This is a genomic window from Microbulbifer sp. CNSA002, from assembly GCF_047324085.1.
Classification (GTDB): domain Bacteria; phylum Pseudomonadota; class Gammaproteobacteria; order Pseudomonadales; family Cellvibrionaceae; genus Microbulbifer.
Genome location: NZ_CP172449.1, coordinates 23,637 through 41,884 on the forward strand (window position 1 = coordinate 23,637; position 18,248 = coordinate 41,884).

The 18,248-nt window shown below is 52.4% G+C and carries 16 protein-coding genes; 7 read left to right on the forward strand and 9 right to left on the reverse strand.

Translation table 11 applies throughout. The features are described from left to right. Positions 1-62 precede the first annotated feature (62 nt). Positions 63-950, forward strand: coding sequence for a lysophospholipid acyltransferase family protein (locus tag ACG1BZ_RS00085; protein ID WP_413663890.1), 888 nt, complete (start codon positions 63-65; stop codon positions 948-950). A 33-nt stretch (positions 951-983) separates the two neighbouring features. Here ACG1BZ_RS00085 and ACG1BZ_RS00090 read toward each other — a convergent pair whose 3' ends face one another. The 9 genes from ACG1BZ_RS00090 to def all read right to left on the reverse strand — a co-directional run bounded on the left by ACG1BZ_RS00090 (position 984) and on the right by def (position 11,056). After that, the gene (locus tag ACG1BZ_RS00090) at positions 984-2,171 is read right to left on the reverse strand and encodes an ABC transporter permease (protein WP_413663891.1); all 1,188 of its coding nucleotides are present in this window, start codon (positions 2,169-2,171) and stop codon (positions 984-986) included. Positions 2,172-2,234: 63 nt separating this feature from the next. Beyond that, positions 2,235-3,395, reverse strand: a complete 1,161-nt coding sequence (locus ACG1BZ_RS00095) for an ABC transporter permease (protein WP_413663892.1) — start codon at positions 3,393-3,395, stop codon at positions 2,235-2,237. Continuing rightward, positions 3,392-4,087 carry an ABC transporter ATP-binding protein gene (locus ACG1BZ_RS00100; protein WP_282930547.1) on the reverse strand — a complete coding sequence of 232 codons (696 nt, stop codon included), beginning with the start codon at positions 4,085-4,087 and terminating at the stop codon, positions 3,392-3,394. The genes ACG1BZ_RS00095 and ACG1BZ_RS00100 overlap by 4 nt, the downstream gene beginning before the upstream one ends. A 46-nt stretch (positions 4,088-4,133) precedes the next feature. After that, positions 4,134-5,165 (reverse strand): efflux RND transporter periplasmic adaptor subunit, encoded by a 1,032-nt coding sequence (locus ACG1BZ_RS00105; RefSeq protein WP_108731210.1) that lies wholly within the window; start codon positions 5,163-5,165, stop codon positions 4,134-4,136. Positions 5,166-5,262: 97 nt separating this feature from the next. Continuing rightward, complete coding sequence (locus tag ACG1BZ_RS00110; protein WP_282930546.1) at positions 5,263-6,714, reverse strand: TrkH family potassium uptake protein; 1,452 nt, start codon at positions 6,712-6,714, stop codon at positions 5,263-5,265. Between the two features lie 86 nt (positions 6,715-6,800). Then, positions 6,801-8,186: a Trk system potassium transporter TrkA gene (trkA, locus tag ACG1BZ_RS00115; RefSeq protein ID WP_282930545.1), complete on the reverse strand. Its 1,386-nt coding sequence runs from the start codon at positions 8,184-8,186 to the stop codon at positions 6,801-6,803. Positions 8,187-8,216: 30 nt separating this feature from the next. Further along, a complete protein-coding gene (gene rsmB / locus ACG1BZ_RS00120) occupies positions 8,217-9,524 on the reverse strand; it encodes a 16S rRNA (cytosine(967)-C(5))-methyltransferase RsmB (RefSeq protein ID WP_413663893.1) in 1,308 nt (435 codons plus the stop codon). Between the two features lie 2 nt (positions 9,525-9,526). Continuing rightward, positions 9,527-10,474, reverse strand: a complete 948-nt coding sequence (gene fmt / locus ACG1BZ_RS00125) for a methionyl-tRNA formyltransferase (protein ID WP_413663894.1) — start codon at positions 10,472-10,474, stop codon at positions 9,527-9,529. Between the two features lie 75 nt (positions 10,475-10,549). Beyond that, positions 10,550-11,056, reverse strand: a complete 507-nt coding sequence (gene def, locus ACG1BZ_RS00130) for a peptide deformylase (protein WP_282930542.1) — start codon at positions 11,054-11,056, stop codon at positions 10,550-10,552. 183 nt (positions 11,057-11,239) lie between these two features. On the opposite strand from def, the gene ACG1BZ_RS00135 reads away from it, so the two are divergent. From ACG1BZ_RS00135 to hemF, 6 genes are all read left to right on the forward strand, one after another. Further along, positions 11,240-12,310, forward strand: coding sequence for a LysM peptidoglycan-binding domain-containing protein (locus ACG1BZ_RS00135; protein WP_413663895.1), 1,071 nt, complete (start codon positions 11,240-11,242; stop codon positions 12,308-12,310). A gap of 78 nt (positions 12,311-12,388) precedes the next feature. Then, positions 12,389-13,555: a DNA-processing protein DprA gene (gene dprA, locus ACG1BZ_RS00140; protein WP_413663896.1), complete on the forward strand. Its 1,167-nt coding sequence runs from the start codon at positions 12,389-12,391 to the stop codon at positions 13,553-13,555. 127 nt (positions 13,556-13,682) lie between these two features. Beyond that, on the forward strand, positions 13,683-15,125 hold the full coding sequence (locus tag ACG1BZ_RS00145) for a catalase (RefSeq protein ID WP_413663897.1): 1,443 nt from the start codon (positions 13,683-13,685) through the stop codon (positions 15,123-15,125). Positions 15,126-15,220: 95 nt separating this feature from the next. Next, positions 15,221-16,429 carry a transglutaminase domain-containing protein gene (locus ACG1BZ_RS00150; protein ID WP_413663898.1) on the forward strand — a complete coding sequence of 403 codons (1,209 nt, stop codon included), beginning with the start codon at positions 15,221-15,223 and terminating at the stop codon, positions 16,427-16,429. A 306-nt stretch (positions 16,430-16,735) separates the two neighbouring features. Then, positions 16,736-17,302 (forward strand): L-threonylcarbamoyladenylate synthase, encoded by a 567-nt coding sequence (locus ACG1BZ_RS00155; RefSeq protein WP_413663899.1) that lies wholly within the window; start codon positions 16,736-16,738, stop codon positions 17,300-17,302. 27 nt (positions 17,303-17,329) lie between these two features. Continuing rightward, positions 17,330-18,235, forward strand: a complete 906-nt coding sequence (hemF, locus tag ACG1BZ_RS00160) for an oxygen-dependent coproporphyrinogen oxidase (RefSeq protein ID WP_413663900.1) — start codon at positions 17,330-17,332, stop codon at positions 18,233-18,235. Positions 18,236-18,248 lie beyond the last annotated feature (13 nt).

Consider the following 18,248-nt stretch of genomic DNA (forward strand, 5'->3'; position numbering starts at 1 on the left):
AATGTTCATTCTCGAACTAGATAGCCATCTCAAAATGGCTTTTGTGGATAGGAAGTAATTCAGTGGATATTAAAGGGCGCCTTGCAGTAGGGGCACTGAAAATCATTGGCAAACTGCCGTTGTCTTGGTCGCGACGCCTCGGTTTACTCGTTGGCAAAATTGCTGTGTGGACGCGCTCTGAGGGGCTGCGTCTGAGCCGTATAAACCTGGAGTTGTGCTATCCGGCCATGGACCCAAAGCAGCGCGAACGGCTCGCCAGAGAGAGCGTGATCAGTACTGCAATGACCGGCTTTGAGATGGCGACCCTATGGAACACCCCCTGGGCCAAAAGTAAGAATGCGATTGTGGGAGTGCGCAACCAGCACTTGCTCGACGGGAGTGAAGAAGGCAGGACCGGCACAATTGTACTGATGCCGCATACGGGCAATTGGGAAATTTTTGGCTTGCATGTAGGCACCCTGGCTCCCTGCACAGTGCTATACCAGCCTCCCAAAATTGAAGCTTTGGACCCGGTTATTCGCAATGGGCGGGAAGTGACCGGTGGCAAGATGGTTCCCACCAACGTACATGGGGTTCGCTCGCTACTTAAGGCTCTCAAAGCCGGTAATTTTGCCCTGATACTTCCCGATCAGGAGCCGGATATGGGCGGTGATTTTGTCCCTTTCTTTGGGCGCCCGGCATTGACGATGACCTTGGTTCACAATTTGATACAGCGCACTAATTGCCATGTGGTGTTTGGTTTCGGCAAGCGCGTTGAAGGTGGTTTTGAGCTGGTATTTGTCCCTGCGGAAAAGGCCATTTATAGCGATGAGCAGAAAGTTTCCCTGGCGGCGATGAATCGGGGAGTGGAGGCCTGTATTGCCCAGGCACCAGAGCAATATCAGTGGGAATACAAGCGCTTCAGGAAACAGCCGGAAGGCAAGAGTAAAATTTACCGCAAGAAAAAGTAGGGGCTCTTCATAGAAGCCCCCACATAAAATTATTTAAGTCGCGTGCCGGAAAGCGACCACAACCGGCATGCGTGCCGCGCGCCAGGCTGGGAAGAAGCCGCTGATAAAACCGATCACCAGCGCCAATACGGCGCCCTGCACAAACAGGTCTGGGGACATCTCAAAACTGAACACCACCTGGGTAAAACTGCCTCCCAGAGTTGAGGTGTTGAGACCGTCGAAAAACAGGTAAGCAGCCAGGGAACCCAAAAGCCCGCCGGCAACAGCTAAAACCATTGCCTCAGCAATAGTGCCGCAGAACGCGGAGAAGTTGCTGAATCCCAACGCGCGCAAAGTAGCGATTTCACGAGCCCGATCCGCTACCGAGGTATACATGGTGTTGAGCGCCCCGGCCAGTGCGCCTAGCGCCATCACAGAGCTGATAATCCAGCCAAAAGTAGCGATATATTGCAGTTGTTTACCCTGGCTGGCGAAGTACTCCTGTTCGGTTTGCGCTTCCAGGTTCAGGCGGGGCTCGCGTTTGATGGTTTCCTGAATGGGCTTGAGATCGCCGTTATTCTCCAATTGCAAACGGATTGACTGGTAGCTGTTGCCGCGGTTGTAGTGACTTTGGATAATTTTGATATCTGCCCACAGCTCGCTCTCAAATATATTACCCCCTGTGGAAAAGACCCCAACAACTGTCCACAAGTTTTTGCCAAAACGCACTTCTTTACCGATTTCGAAACCATTAAATTCACGCAATACCCCTTCACCAACAATCATTTCGTTAGTGCCGGGAGTAAACATTCGCCCCTCCACCATACGCATGTTATTGCGCATGGCCATGCCGGTTTCATTGAGACCGCGCAGGGGGATATTGGCTTCGGTGCCGGTGGATTTCTTCAGGCCATCGACAATAACGTAGAGCTCCGGTGATACCAGCGGGCCGTTCGTATCCCTGGCAACACCGGCCGATTCCGCAATCAGGTTGACCTGGTCCTGCAGGATTACAGAGTTGATTTCACTGGCAGCCCCCTCTCGCATCAGGATTGCGATCTGGCTGGAGCCGGCCCCACTCATGGTTGCCTCAAAGCCCTTGGCCATAGCGAGAAACGCCAGCAGGATTGCGACGACAACTGCCGAGGCAAATACCATGGCCAGTGACATCCACAGGCGCCGACGCAGGCTGCCCAGATTCATCAGGGTTACCGAAACAATTTGTGCAATAAGAGAACCCATAATTTCTTCTCCTTTAAGGTTTCCCCAGTGAAAACCATTGTGTAGTTTCAGTGGGGCACCAGTTTATTGTTGTCGGTTAAATGCAGTTACTATGTTAAGTCGCAGAGCCTGAAAGGCTGGCATCAGCCCGGTAATCAGACCCAACAACAACATAAATAGAATGGCTTGCAGGGCGATATCCCCATCCAAAATCAAGTTGGGCAAAAAGCGGGCAAGGAAGGTTTTTACTCCTTCGACCAGCAGCCAAGCTGCGGCCAGGCCGGAAAGGCCGCCGACAAAGGCAATTAACAGGGACTCCGACAGCACCATTCGGAAAATACGGGTGCTGGAAAAACCCAGGGTTTTTAATACGGCGATTTCCCCGGTACGCTCGCGAATAGCCAGCGCCATAGTGTTGCCAACCACTACCAATATGGTGAAGAAGGCAGTAAACACCACAGAAAAAATAATTAAGCCAATATTTCCGATTTGTTCAATAAAGGCTTTATTAAAGGCTTTTTCGGTACTGGTATCGGTTTCACTCTGTGAGTTGGCAAAATTGTCATCGATAGTTTTTGCGACGTTTTCATTGATGGCGGGATCATCGGTTGTTAGTGCCATCCAGCCAATCCAGTCGCCACCGAAAGTCTGTGTCTCCATAAAATATTTATAATGAAACAATAATTGGCGTGTATCGTACTGTTCCGTATCCCCTTTAAAAATCCCGGAAATCACAAATTCCCAGGTGTAGCCACCATCTTTGTGTGAAAAAATATTGGAGGATAAAGGAATCCTATCGCCCACTTTCCAGCCGTAAATCTGCGCGAGTTTTTCCCCAACCAAGGCCCCTTGCCGATTGTTAAACCAGGCCTGCTTTTGTTCCTCGGGAATAACAATTTCTTCATAGACTTTTAAATAGGATTCTGGATCCACAGCCATTGAAACGACCTGCCGGCTGGGTTCCTGAAAATAACCGCCAAACCAGTTGAGATGAGTTACATGTCTCACTCCCTCAACGGCAGCAACCTTTTGCACGTAGGCAATGGGTAGTGACTGGGTAAAGTTGATTCTATTGAATACCACCAGGCGATTATCAGCGGATAATTCCACGCTGGAATTTAATGCGGACTTGAGGCTGGTAACCGCACCGAAAATCAAGAAGGCAATAAAAATAGCAAAGCAAGTAAGGAATAGCCGCAAGGGCTTCCTTGTCATATTTTTAAAAACCAAATAAAAATCACTCATGCCACTATTTCCCTCTGCACAAATTGTCCTTTATCCAGATGCAGGGTGCGCTTGGCGTATCTTGCAGCCGCGGGATCATGGGTAACCATCACGATGGTTTTGCCGTGATCGCGGTTTAACAATTGCAGCATTTCCAGTATTTCATCTGCTGTGGCCCGATCCAGGTCACCGGTGGGCTCATCACACAGAATCAGTTTTGGATCGGAAACGATGGCGCGAGCGATGGCAACACGCTGTTGTTGGCCGCCGGACATTTCACTGGGCATATGTTTTGCCCGATCACTTAATCCCACCAGGGCCAGTGCGGTTTCCACATTATGGCGGCGTTGAGATTTGGAGAGATTTGTCAGCAGTAGCGGCAGCTCTACATTACGCTGGGCATTGAGCATCGGCATTAAATTGTAAAATTGGAAAATGAAACCAATATTTCTCGCTCGCCAGCGGGTTAGGGCGCCTTCATTGAGGGAGTCAATGCGCTCGCTGTCAAACCATATCTCTCCACCGCTGGGTTGATCGACGCCGCCCAACATATTTAACAGCGTTGTTTTACCGGAGCCCGAAGGCCCCATAATGGCAACGAAATCACCGCGATCAATTTCCATATTCAGGGATTCAAAAATGGAAATGGTCTCTTTGCCCTTGGTAAAACTTTTGCTGACATCCTTCAGCTGAAACAACACTTCCTCTGACATCTCAAATTCCCTCTTATAAATACTGTTGTGTTTTTATTGGTGTTTGCTAGGGAGCTGCGGCCTCGCCTGCGAGGAAGCCCACCTTAACGCCCATATCCGGCAGGATTCGAGCATCTTTGTCGTCGATAGCGATTCGCACCCGGACAGTCGCCTTGGCTCGATCGGCCGTTGGAATGATGGCGATAACGGTAGCTGGAATGTCCCAGTTCGGGTAGGCATCCAGGTTTGCGTTAACTTTCTGTCCCTTGGCGACCCGGCCGATAAAGGCCTCGTTCACATCCACTTCGATTTCGAGTGAATTCATATCCACGATGGTACAGATTCCAGTACGGGTAAAACCTCCGCCGGCAGAGCTGGGGGCAACTATCTCGCCAGGTTGTGCATTTTTTGTCGTGACTACGCCGGCAAAAGGCGCGCGGATAATATGATCTGCCAGGCGTTCTCGCTGCCTCTCAGCTTCAAGAATGGCGACTTGAATATTGGCGCGGGCACTTTTTAAGTCTGCCCGTAACCCCTCTACCGAGGATTCACTTTGGGTGAGCTGCGCTTTGCTGGAATAATTTTTGTCTCGAAGTCCGGCAAAACGCCGATATTGGCGTTCAGCCTCTTTTAACTTCGCGTGAATACTCGCTTCCTTGGCTTGAAGCACTTGAATTTGTGCCTGGGCAAAATCCAGCGCGACCCGCGCTTTGGCATCATCCAAGCGGGCCAGAACCTGCCCCTCCTCGACCTGCATTCCCTCTTCGACATCCACACTACTGATCAGGCCCATTACTTCAGCAGAGACCGTAGCCATGCGCCTCGGTGTGATATAGCCGGAAGCATTAAGAATGGTCTCGTGAAATTTTTCCTCCCTGGGAATCAAGCTGAGAGTCTTGGCTTGAGGTTCGCTACTTTGGGGGAGCACTGGTGTACTGTCTTCTGCAAATAGAGAAGCGCCGGCAAGGCCTATAACTATGCCAGTAACTAGGCCGACAGATGCCGCCAATATAACTTTGCGCGATGGGGAACTGGGTTCGGGCGCTGTTTCCCGATCAATTTTGAGTTGACCGAGCAGCGCACTAGTATCTCTGCTCATACAGCCTGTTTTTATTAGTTACTTCCTGTAAACAGCAACTGTGGCAGAAATTAAAAAATATTGCCACGCGTTAGCGTGGCCATGACATCTTGTGTCGTTAGTGGCGCCAAAAAGCCGGGGTAAGTAGTACTAGCAGGGTAAAAATTTCCAGGCGTCCCATCAGCATCGCCAGGATAAGAAACCATTTGGCGACTTCATTAACCGCACCATAGTGGGCAGCGGCTTCGCCGAGGGCGGGTCCGATATTACTCAGGCAGGAGGCCACAGTAGTAACGGAGGTGACAAAGTCCTCACCGGTGGCGATGACGATAATGGCGAGGATAAAAAAGGATGAAACATAGACCGCAAAGAAGCCCCACACAGCGTCGGTAACTCGATCGGGGACAATTTTCCGGTTGATCTTGATAGGGATAACCGCATTGGGGTGTACCAGGCGATTCAGCTCGCGCATACCGGACTTCATAATCAGCATACCCCGCACCGCCTTAATGCCCCCCGAGGTTGAGCCGGCGCAGGCACCGAGAATACCTAACAGCAAGAGGACGTAGGGTAAGAATACTGGCCAGGCTGAGAAATTTTCCGAGGCGAATCCGGCAGTGGTGCTGATCGAGACCACCTGGAAGAAACCGTGTAGCAGGCTGTTGCCGGGGGAGAAGATATTCAATATCCACAGGTAACAGCTGATCAACAGGCCGGCACCGAGAATCAACATAACGTAGAAGCGGAATTCTGAGTCGCGCCAATAGTGGCTGAGGGTCCTGTTGCGAAATGCGAAGAAATGCAGACCGAAGTTAATGGCAGCAGTAAACATAAACACGATACAAATAATCATGATCGCGCGGTTGTGGGCGTAGAAACCCATACTGGCATCGTGGGTGGAAAAGCCTCCATTGGCCACAGTGGAAAACGCATGGCCAACGGCGTCGAATACCGTCATGCCGGCCCACCAGTAGCCGATGCCACAGAGGATTGTAAGAATCACATAAATAACAATTAGTGCCCGTGCTGTCTCGGCAATACGCGGAGTCAATTTGGTATCTTTTACCGGGCCGGGAATTTCTGCCTTATACAGCTGCATACCACCGATACCCAGCATCGGCAGGATGGCCAGGGCGATAACAATTACGCCGATACCGCCAAACCACTGCAACTGCTGGCGGTAGTAGAGAATGGCAGGAGGCAGTGAGTCCAACCCGGTAATCACCGTGGCGCCGGTGGTTGTTAGCCCCGAGATGGATTCAAAAATAGAGTCGGTGATACTCAAGTCAGGCTGTGGGCTGATAATAAAGGGCAGGGCACCGAAGCTGCCCAGTACCAGCCAGAACAAAGATGTCACTACGAACCCGTCCCGGGTGCGCAGGTCTTCGCGCAAATCGTGCACTGGCAGCCACATGAACAGGCCGGTGATCAGAGTGATGACGAAAGCTGCGACAAATGCACTGTGAGTACCATCTTCATACCAAAGGGATACGCCAATCGGCGGCAGCAGAGTCAGGCTGAACACCGTCAAGAGAATTCCAAAAACTCGCGCAATTACCGCAATTCGCATTGGCGCCTATCAGCCTATCGTTATTTGTTGCAATGTTATCTGGACGGCGGAGACCGTTATCGCCGGAAAACGAAAATATTATTTGCTCAGAAAAAGCCAAAACCAACTTGGAACAGCTGTTCTACATGGCGGGTCTGGCGGCGGTCGATAAGGAAGACAATCACGTGGTCATCGCTTTGCACAATGACATCATCGTGTGCCATCAAAACTTCGCTGCCATTTTCCGTTTCCCGTACTATGGCGCCAATCGAGGCGCCCTCGGGTAAGTCGATATCTTCGATCTTGCGCCCCACCACCTTGGATGTGCGCTCGTCACCGTGGGCGATAACCTCAATGGCTTCAGCTGCACCTCGACGCAGGGAGTGGACGTTGACCATATCCCCTCGGCGCACATGGGTGAGCAGGCTGCCGATCGTATTTTGCTGCGGTGAGATGGCAATATCGATTTCACCGCCCTGTACCAGGTCCACATAAGCGCGGTTATTGATCAGCGTCATCACTTTGCGTGCGCCCAGACGCTTGGCCAATAGTGACGACATGATATTAGCCTCGTCGTCATTGGTCAGGGCAAGAAAAACATCGGTATCTTCGATGCTCTCTTCCAGCAGCAACTCCTGATCGGAGGCGCTGCCGTGCAGGATAATGGTGTGGGACAGCTCCTCGGATAAAAATACACAGCGCTCGTGGCTCTGCTCAATAATTTTTACCGAATAGCGATTCTCCAGCCGGGTGGCCAAGCGCAAACCAATATTGCCGCCGCCGGCGATCACCACTCGTTTATAACCGTGTTCCAATCGACGCAGTTCGCTCATTACCGCGCGAATATCTGCTCGCGCGGCAATAAAGAACACCTCATCGCCGGCTTCAATCACTGTATCACCCTGGGGAATAATTGGCCGGTTGCGGCGATAAATCGCAGCAACCCGGGTATCTACCTTGGGCATATGCTCGCGCAAATAGCGCAGTTGGTGCCCAACCAGAGGCCCGCCCTGAACGGCTAAAACAGTTACCAGCTGTACGCGACCACCGGCAAAATCCAATACCTGCAAGGCTCCGGGATGTTCCATCAGGCGGGAGATATACTCTGAAACCAGTTGCTCCGGGCTGATCAGTACATCGATAGGGATGGCCTGGGTATCGAATAATTCCGGGTATTGCAGGTAGGAGGAGGCCCGTACCCGGGCGATTTTGGTGGGGACGCGAAACAGAGAGTGCGCAATCTGGCAGGCCGCCATATTGGTCTCATCGTTATTGGTGACTGCAACCAGGATATCCGCATCCTCAATCCCGGCTTCCATCAGAATATCCGGGTGAGAGGCGTGGCCCAGTACCACGCCGATATCGATGCGGTCGCGCAGTTCGCGCAGGGTTTTCTCGTCGCTGTCCACCAGGACAATATCATTGCGCTCGGAGGCCAGGGCCTCCGCTAGAGAGCCGCCCACCTGGCCGGCGCCGAGAATGACAATTTTCATATCGGATGAGACTCGCGACTAGCGACGTCGTTATTCAGCTTTGCTCAGCAGAGCGTAGTAGAAACCGTCACCGCCGCCGGTTTGGGGTAGAAGCTGCATACCGGCAACTTGTTTCTCGCCCCAGGGCTTATCGTTTAGCAGTTCAGGGGTATTGTCGCTCGCATCCTCTGTCTCCGCAATGAACGCTGCGACGACTTCGCTGTTTTCCGTCGGTAGGCTGGAACAGGTGGCGTAAAGCAACTGCCCACCCGGTTTAACCAGGGGCCACAGAGCGCGCAGGATCTTGCCCTGCAAAGCCACTAACTCGGCAATGTCTTCTTCCCGGCGCAATAGTTTGATATCCGGGTTACGGCGAATTACCCCGGTTGCCGAACAGGGTGCGTCCAGTAGTATCTGGTCGTATTGCTGCCCGTCCCACCACTCATTCGGAGACGTGGCATCGGCACAAATAAGCTCGGCACTCTGCCCGTTGCGCTCGAGGTTTTCCTCGACCCGCACAAGGCGGTCCTCCTCAATATCCAACGCGCTCAGCTGAATGCTGGATTCCTGCTCCAATAAGTGGCAACTCTTGCCTCCAGGTGCCGCACACGCGTCCAACACCCGGGCATTTTCCTGCGGCTGTAACAGCAGCGCCGCTAATTGTGCGGACTCATCCTGAACACTGACCAAGCCCTCGGCAAAGCCCGGTAGCACTGTGACTGAAACCGGCTCAACCAGGGTGATACCGACCGGGGAAATAGTACAGGGCTCGGCGGAGAGGCCGGTTTCATCGAGCTGTTGTAAATAGTCCTCGCGCGAGATCTTGGCAGTATTTACCCGCAAGGTCATGGGTGGGTTGGCATTGTTGGCGCGGAAGATGTCTGACGCCTTCTCAGGCCAGGCGGCTTTAATCTGCTGCTGTAACCAGGCCGGGTGCATAGAGCTGAACTGTGGATTGCCGGACAGCTTGCGCTGAAGCTGCTCACTGTTGCGCAGGGCGTTGCGCAGCACCCCGTTGATCAGCCCGGTCGCTCTGTCCAGACCGAGGCTGCGCGCGGCATTGACGGTTGCAGATATGGCGGCGTGATCGGGTATGCGAGTGTACTCGAGTTGGTAAATGCCCAGCAGGATCAGTGCATTGATCTCAATATCCGAGACTTTTTTACGCAGTAACTTGGCGGCGATCAATTGCAGGCGCGGTGCCGTGCGGGCACTGCCGTAACAGAGCTCCCGCAACAGAGGGCGGTCGCGCTCCTCGACTTTGTCCTCGGCGGCAGGCAGAAGTCTTGCCAACGAGCCACGTTCTTCCAGCAGTGAGGCGATAACTCGGGCGGCCTCGGCGCGTACATCTCTGCTCATAATTATCCCAGTTTGGTACCCGGGGCGAATTGCTCCCGGTAGCCTTTCAAAATTTCTGCTGCGGGAAGCGCTTTTTTACCCGGTAGCTGTATTAATTGGAGGCGCAGGGCCTCCCGGCCGCAGGCCACTAAAATACCTTCGTCGTCACTGGAGAGAATGGTACCGGGCTGATCACTGTGGCAGCCTTGTTCGATGGCGGCGCTATAGATACGCAGGCGCTGCTCGCCCTTCTTGTCCCGATAAGTACTCCAGCACACTGGGAAGGGGTTAAAAGCGCGTATCAATCGATGCAGTTCAGCAGCGGGACGCTGCCAGTCGATCTGCGCCTCTTCCTTGGTAATTTTGTTGGCGTAGTTAGCCTGGGTATCGTCTTGTACCTGAGGGTTGGCACTGCCACTTTCCAGTAGAGCCAAGGCCTGGAGGAGGGATGGGCCGCCGAGTTCCGCCAGCTTGTCGTGCAAACTGCCACCGGTATCGGACTCAGTAATCGCGCAGCGGCTTTCCACCAAAACTGGGCCGGTATCCAGGCCCGCCTCCATTTGCATAATGGCGACACCGCTCTCGCTGTCACCCGCTTCCACCGCGCGTTGGATCGGTGCCGCACCGCGCCAGCGCGGCAACAAAGAGGCGTGCACATTGATACAGCCCAGACGCGGGGTATCCAGCACCACCTGCGGTAGTATCAGGCCGTAGGCCACCACCACCATAATATCCGCTCCAAGGGCAGTGAGCTCCGCCTGGGCCGTCTCGTCGCGCAGGCTCAGGGGTTGGTACACCGGGATATTGTGGGAGAGTGCCAGCTGTTTCACCGGGCTGGCGAGCAATTTCTTACCGCGCCCAGCCGGCCTGTCCGGTTGGGTGTAAACGGCAATGACATTGTGCTCGCTGTCGAGCAGCGCTTGCAGGTGCACGGCGGCAAAGTCCGGTGTGCCGGCAAAAATAATATTCACTGACTTGCTCTCAGGTAATGGGGGTGGGAGAGCTGCCGTAAGGCGGCAGCTCCAGGCTCCTGCGGCTGGCGCAGATCAGGCGCGGCGGCGCTGGGATTTTTCCAGCTTGGAGCGGATGCGGTTGCGCTTCAGTGGCGAGACATAATCCACGAACAGCTTGCCGTCCAAATGATCGACTTCATGTTGGATACAGACCGCCAACAATCCCTCGGCCTCAAGGGCAAAAGGTTCGCCATTGCGGTCCAGGGCTTTAACACGCACTTTGCGCGGGCGCTCCACCGTTTCGTAGAAACCGGGAACTGACAGGCAGCCCTCGTCGTACTGGTGGATCTCCGGGTCCAGCACTTCGATCTCGGGGTTGATAAACCCGAGTGGTTCATTGCCGTCTTCAGAGATATCCACCACTACAATGCGCTCCTGCACATTGACTTGGATGGCGGCGAGGCCGATGCCGGGCGCGGCGTACATGGTTTCAAACATGTCGTCGAGCAATTGGCGGTGGGCGTCGGTCACTTCAGCGACGGGTTTAGCGACCTCGCGCAGGCGCGGGTCGGGAAATTCCAGTATCTCGAGTTTAGCCATAACACCTGTGACAAACTTCTAGTATTCGTTGAACGTGCGCTGATAACATTATGATCGCGCTCAAAATTTACCGAGTGGACCCCTGTTTTTGCTGGCGCTATGCGCCCGGGTCCGGTCTCGCTCCCTTCACGGGAGTGGCCCGGCGCTGAGAATTATAGCGATAAAGAGCATAGGAATGCTTCCATGAAAAAAATTATCCTGGCCGCGATCTCGATGTTAGCGGTTGCCCTTGGTGTCGAAGCACAGGATCAGGTTCGCCTGAACCCCAGTCACCCCGACGCTTATGTGGTGCAAAAGGGCGATACGCTCTGGGATATTTCCAGTCAGTTTCTGGTGCAACCCTGGTACTGGCCGGAGATTTGGCAAGTGAACCCACAGGTGGAAAACCCCCACCTGATTTATCCAGGAGATAGCCTGCGCCTTGTTTACATCGATGGCCAGCCACAATTACAACTGCAGCGCGGCCCCCGGGCGTATCAACTATCCCCGGGGATTGATGGTAATCGGTTGTCGCCCTCGATCCGTCGCGAGGCGGTAGAAGACGCGATCTCGGCGATTCCGCTGGATGCGATTAATGCTTTCTTATCCCGTACCCGTATTGTGGAGCCCGGTGCTTTTGAAGGTACTCCTTACATTGTTTCCGGCTCCGATGACCACATTCTGATGGGAGCGGGTGACACCATCTATGCGCGCGGTAATTTTGGTGCTCCACTGCCGTCTTATGGCATTTATCGCCCCGGCCCGGTCTATACAGACCCTGTATCCGGTGAAGTCCTCGGTCGACAAGCCCTCGGTGTAGGTTCTGTCGACTTGCTGCAGTTGGACCCAGACAACAACCCGAACTTTTCCGTTGCGACTATGGGCGTGCGCAGCACTGCCCGTGAGGTTCGCCTCGATGATCGGTTGATGCCGGTGGAGGAGCGCTCAATTGAAGCCCTGTTCCACCCCAGCGCGCCCACTATCGCTATCGATAGCCTGATTCTAGGAGTCGATGAAGGGGTTACTCAAATTGGTAAATTTGATGTCGTAATTCTCAATGTCGGTGATCGGGATGGACTGCTGCCGGGTAATGTCCTGGCGATATACAAAGCGGGTTCAACAGTGCGTGACCGTATTGCTGGTGACGTAGTGAAGCTTCCGGATACCCGCGCTGGTGAGTTGATGGTGTTCCGCACCTTTGAAAAAATGAGCCTAGCCCTGGTACTGGACGCTCGTCGCCCGCTGGCAGTGATGGATATGGTGCGCAACCCCTAAGCGATCCCAGAAAATCTCGCGGCAGGTGTTGCTGTTTGCCCTGCCGCACAACTATCAAAACAGAAAATGGTAAGTTGCATGGATGCATTGACCGCTACTATGGCGTTGCTGCGTCTCGAGGGAATTGGCCCGGCTCGCTACTGGCAATTACTGGAGCACTTTGCCACTGCCGAAGAGGCTCTCCAGCAGTTTCCTCAACCTCTTCTGCAAAAATTATCACCACGGGCCCAAATCCAGTGGAGGGAATTTTCCAGCCGATCTGCCGCCAGTGAACTCGCTGATTGGGTTGAGCGTGAGCGAGCCCGCTGCGCAGACTTGGGCGTGCAGCTGATTTGTCACAGCGATCCCGACTATCCCGCCCTTTTATCGGAGACCTCGCGCCCCCCGCCTGTGCTATATATCCGTGGTGAAAAAAGCGTTCTAAATCTACCGCAGGTAGCGATGGTGGGTGCCCGTCGGGCGACTGTGGCGGGTCTGGATAATGCCCGGGCCTTCGCCGCGGAATTGGCCGGTTCCGGATTTGCTATCACTTCCGGGCTGGCTCTGGGCGTAGATGCCGCAGCTCACCGAGGGGCGCTGCAGGGAGCGGGCTCCACGATCGCAGTTTTGGGTAGTGGAGTTGACCGTATTTATCCAAAACACAACCGCCCCCTGGCGGAGGATATTCTCTCTGCAGGCGGTGCTCTAATAAGCGAATTGCCTCTTGGCAGCAATGCTGAAGCGAAGAATTTTCCTCGGAGGAACCGGATTATCAGTGGCCTTTCAATGGGGGTATTACTGGTAGAAGCAGCAATGCGCTCAGGTTCTCTGATTACGGCACGTTTGGCGCTGGAGCAGAATCGAGAGGTTTTTGCGATTCCAGGTTCTATCCACAATCCAATGGCCAGGGGTTGCCACCACCTGATTAAAGAAGGTGCGACACTGGTTGAAACCAGCGCAGATGTAGCCGGCCAGCTCGGCGGTTTACTGGCAGAGCCCACACCCACTGAACTCCCCCCCGGTAAACCACTGCCCGAGCTTCAGCAACATATCATCAGGGCGCTTGCCGGAGGGCCTCGGAGTATCGAGCTATTGTCTCGTGATACCGGGATTGAGGCGGGTGAATTGATGGCTGTATTGATGGAATTGGAGTTACAGGGCCTGGTGGAGCAACTCACAGGGTCTTACCAGTTAACAATGAAGGGCAGCCGTTATATGGATGGGAAAAAACTGGCTAAAACCTGTGAGGAGTCAGTGAGTCTCTAAAGGTCTTACTGGGAAGTTACGAAGAGAGTTAACCAGAAACTCCTTGTTGATGGTGTAGCCGCCGATCAATTCGCGCTGCTCTGGAGCAGCGTTAATACTCAGTGGATTCCAAAAGTGGAGTCTAATTATGGCGGATAAACCCAAACTCACCACTGATGCCGGCGCTCCGGTTCCCGATAATCAAAACAGCCTTACAGCGGGGCCAGATGGCCCGCTATTGATTCAAGATTATCAGCTTATCGAAAAACTGGCCCATCAAAATCGTGAGCGTATACCCGAGCGGGCGGTACATGCCAAAGGTTGGGGCGCCTATGGGGTTTTGAGGGTAACCGCTGATATTTCTAACCACACCTGTGCCCGGGTTTTACAGCCGGGGGCAGAGACCCCACTGTTGGCCCGTTTTTCAACCGTGGCCGGTGAATTGGGTGCAGCTGATGCGGAACGGGATGTTCGTGGTTTTGCACTGAAGTTTTATACGGAGGAGGGCAATTGGGATTTGGTCGGCAACAATACGCCGGTCTTTTTTGTACGAGACCCCTACAAATTTCCGGACTTTATTCACACACAAAAACGGCATCCACGCACTCACTTGCGCTCCCCCACGGCCATGTGGGATTTCTGGTCGTTGAGCCCTGAAAGCCTTCACCAGGTGACCATACTATTCTCCGATCGTGGTTTGCCCATATCTCCATTGCATATGAACGGTTATGGCTCCCATACCTTCTCCCTGTGGAATCACAGTGGAGAACGCTTCTGGGTCAAATTTCATTTTAAGACTCAGCAGGGACATAGGTACTTCACCAATAAGGAGGCGGGAGCAGTGATTGGACGCTCGAGGGAGAGTTACCAGGAGGCGATGTACAGTGCGATAGAAAATGGGGAATGTCCGAAGTGGACATTCCAAATTCAGGTCATGCCCGAGGCAGACCTTGGCAAAACAAGCTACAACCCCTTTGACCTCACCAAGGTTTGGCCCCACGGTGATTACCCACCTATCGAGGTGGGAACCATGGAGTTGAATCGCAACCCGCAAGACTATTTTGCAGAAATCGAGCAGGCAGCTTTCTCTCCATCCAATATCGTACCGGGTATCAGTTTCTCGCCGGATAAGATGCTGCAGGCGCGTATATTCTCTTATGCCGATGCACATCGTCACCGCTTGGGAACTCACTATGAGAGTCTTCCAGTGAATGCACCGCGTTGTCCTGTCCATAATTATTATCGGGATGGTGAAATGAATAGTACGGGTATCCGCAGTGGCAATCCGGATGCCTTTTATGAGCCGAATAGTTTTTCTGGGCCAGAGGAGGACCCAAAAGCGAAAGAACCCCCATTACCAATATCCGGTGCGGCAGATAGATATGACCACCGCAAAGGTAATGACGATTACAGTCAGGTTCGAGCGCTCTTTGATTTGTTCGACGATGAACAAAAACAGCGCTTATATAACAATATTGCAGAAGCGATGGCGGGTGTACCGGATGAAATAATTCAGCGACAATTGGCACACTTTTCCAAGGTGCATCCGGACTATGCCGCGGGCGTCAAGTTAGCGATGGTCAGCAACTGAATCTGGTGTTTTGATACGTAATTCATTTGCTTGCCTTTTGTGTTAAAAATATATCCTGCTGGATTGGTATTTAATACTGTATTAAAGGCATGCTTATGAAAAAGATCAAAGTAGCTTTATCCCTTATTTTTCTAGTTTTGGGAGGCTGCTCTACACAAATAAAAAAAACAGATATATCTATTTCTCAAGAATTTTCAGATGAACAGTTGCTTAGTGGTATATATTTTTGGAGTTCCCCTATAACTAACTCTGATTTGCCTGATATTGATATCCTGGCATTGAATAATGATATGAGGTTGTTTTTAAAATCGATAAGTACCAGAAAAAAAAGTGATAGGTTGGATGCTCTGATAAATAAATTGCAGAGCCAATATTTTTCAATTCTCTACGATGCAGATGCCACGCTCAATGCTGCACAAGTTTTTGATCAGCAGAGAGGAAATTGCATGGCTTTTAGTGCCTTTTTAGTTGCAATGATTCGTGAACTTGGGGTGGATGCTAAATTCAATGAGGTTTTTGTTCCAGAAGTGAGATATTTGGAGAGCCAACAGACCTTTGTTTACCAGCACATTAATGTTGTAGCTGATACTGGTAGTAGACAACGCATATTGGATTTTAACTTTACGGATTACAATCCAGAATATAATCAAAAAGAGCTGGAAGATAAGGCAGCTTTTGCAAAATTCTATAGTAACCTGGCTATGGAGTTTCTTGCGGATCGAGATTTTAAAAACGCCTTTCTTTATATTCGAAAGTCAATGTTACTGGCGCCAGAGGAAGCAGATCTTTGGAATAATTTGGGGGCTATATATCGTTCAGCGGGTTTGGTCAAACAAGCAATTAGTTCTTACGCTATAGCGTTGAAGCTTGATGGAGCAAACTTGGTTTCGTTGAGCAATCTGGAGAAAGTTCTCCGAGCTCAGGGTGACCTTCAAATGGCAAATGTTCTGTCAGCAAAACTACATGATTATAGGCAGGAGGACCCCTACTATTGGTACGGTCAAGCGCTTACAGCTTACGAAGATGAGTTGTATGAATTGGCGGCCAATAAGGCTGAAGATGCAATTTCGATAAAGAAGGAAGACCATCGTTTTCATTTTCTACTGGGAATGGCGCGTCTAAAGTCCGGAGCCAAGGGTTATCAGCGTAGTTTTAAGAAGGCTTTGGCGCTATCTGAGAATAGTCGAGATCAAGACCAGTATAGGAGGAAGCTAAAATCGTTAGGTATCCCCGAGCTGGAGAGGACTAGATTTCGGGAGCGTCGGCGACTGATAGTGCTGGGAAGCTGGTGGTGGCTGAATTGAAGGTTAGGCGCCAATATGCCAGCGAGAACCATGAAGTACTTAAGCTTGGAAAAAAGCGGATGGATGTTTTTTGAGCAACTGGGCTAGGCCATAAAGCAATATCTTGTGTCAATCAATGCAATCAGCTAGATTGCCAGCGTCCTTCCGCTTCGATAGTAAAGAGAGTTGAATTGAGTGAGCCTTGTGTTGCGACTTCAATGGATTCGGACTCCCATCTGCCTGTAGTGGAAGTTGTTCTGGAGACATTCGACATTCCCTATCAACAAGATTTGCAACTGCATAAAGGGAAGTAAGACTAGCGTTAAAATGAAGTACTCACCGCTTTCCGTAAAACAGGCTGCCCGCGCCCTGGCAGCGGGTGGTGTTATTGCCCATCCCACTGAATCTGTATGGGGCTTGGCTTGCGACCCCAATAACCTGTTGGCTGTCAGGCGTTTGCTACAACTCAAGCATCGCCCACTTGAGAAGGGTTTGATCCTGGTCTCCGGTGACAGAAGACATTTTGATCCGCTCCTTAGAAACCTCAGTGATCAGCAAGAGGAACAGCTGGATTGCAGCTGGCCGGGACCGGTGACATGGCTCGTACCCCATCGGGGCTTAATTCCTGCTTGGGTCTGTGGAGTACATAAATCTGTGGCCCTGCGCTGCACCGATCACCCGTTTACTGCTGCGTTAACACGCGCCTTTGGCGGTGCTATCGTATCCACTTCAGCAAACCCGGCCGGGTCTCAGCCCGCCCGTAATAAGTACCAGGTACTACGCTATTTCGGCCGCGACCTCGACTTTGTCGGCGGCGGCTCGACCGGCGGCCGCAGCGCCCCCAGTGAAATTCGCGATCTGCAAAGCGGCCGTGTGCTGAGGGCGGGTGCCTAACCTCAAACAGAGACGTAGTTTTCGCCTATGAGTGATATCGATACCAAGGAAGTAAAGGCCTATCTACTCGGCCTACAAGACCGTATTTGCAATGCCCTGAGCGAAGAAGACGGTCAGTCATTTCGTGAGGACAACTGGGACAGGCCCGGTGGTGGCGGTGGTCGAACTCGAGTGCTGGAAGAGGGGAATCTGATCGAAAAAGGCGGAGTGAACTTTTCCCATGTTTATGGGGATGGACTCCCGCCTTCGGCCACGGCTAATCGCCCCGAACTGGCCGGTTGTTCTTTTGAAGCAATGGGCGTCTCCCTGGTCATTCACCCGCGCAACCCTTACGTACCCACTAGCCATGCAAACGTGCGTCTATTTGTGGCGAAAAAGCCAGGAGCTGAGCCCATCTGGTGGTTTGGTGGTGGCTATGATTTGACCCCGTATTACGGCTATCACGAGGATGTCGTACATTGGCACCAAACGGCCAAGCAGGCCTGTGAGCCTTTTGGCAGCGAGGTATACCCTCGCTTTAAGCAGTGGTGTGACAAATATTTCTACCTGAAGCACCGAGATGAAGCTCGGGGAGTCGGCGGGCTCTTTTTCGATGATTTTAACGAAGGTGGCTACGACAACGCTTTTGCGCTTATGCGCGCTGTTGGCGATAGTTACTTGGAGGCTTATCTACCCATTGTGCAGAAGCGCAAAGAGACTGCTTACGGTGAGCGCGAGCGTGAATTCCAACTCTACCGCCGTGGGCGCTATGTGGAATTCAACCTGGTCTTTGATCGTGGCACTCTGTTCGGATTGCAAAGTGGTGGGCGTACAGAATCCATTCTGATGTCCTTGCCGTCACTGGTGAGCTGGAAGTATGACTGGCAACCAGAGCCGGGGTCTGCGGAAGAGAAGCTATACACTGATTTTCTGCCACACAGAGACTGGGTATAGCCAAGCAATTTGT